The sequence below is a fragment of the Halomonas lysinitropha genome (assembly GCF_902500215.1).
Lineage (GTDB): Bacteria > Pseudomonadota > Gammaproteobacteria > Pseudomonadales > Halomonadaceae > Halomonas > Halomonas lysinitropha.
This window is the reverse complement of the sequence record NZ_CABVOU010000051.1, coordinates 1-339: the sequence shown is the minus strand read 5'-3', so window position 1 is coordinate 339 and position 339 is coordinate 1. Positions and strand designations below refer to the sequence as shown.

The window sequence follows — 339 nt, the reverse complement described above, 5'->3', positions numbered from 1 at the left end:
CCTTGGTCTTCCGGCGGGGGCGTTTTTCACGCCCCTTGTCGTTACTCATGTCAGCATTCGCACTCGTGATACCTCCAGCAGACCTCTCGATCCACCTTCATCGGCGTACACGACGCTCCTCTACCGCGTGCCTGCATCCTTAAACCTACTCATCGTGATCCGCCACCCGACTCAACGTTCGGGGAGCGCTTGAACGTCGCTTCGCGACGTTAATCGAATAGCCTTAAGTGATGCAGGCACACCCGTAGCTTCGGTACCTGGTTTGAGCCCCGTTACATCTTCCGCGCAGGCCGACTCGACTAGTGAGCTATTACGCTTTCTTTAAAGGATGGCTGCTTC

The 339-nt window shown here is 56.0% G+C and carries 1 rRNA gene; it reads right to left on the bottom strand.

Annotated elements, in window-relative coordinates:
* A 23S ribosomal RNA gene (locus HALO32_RS17820) occupies nucleotides 1-339 on the bottom strand; the annotation flags it as partial.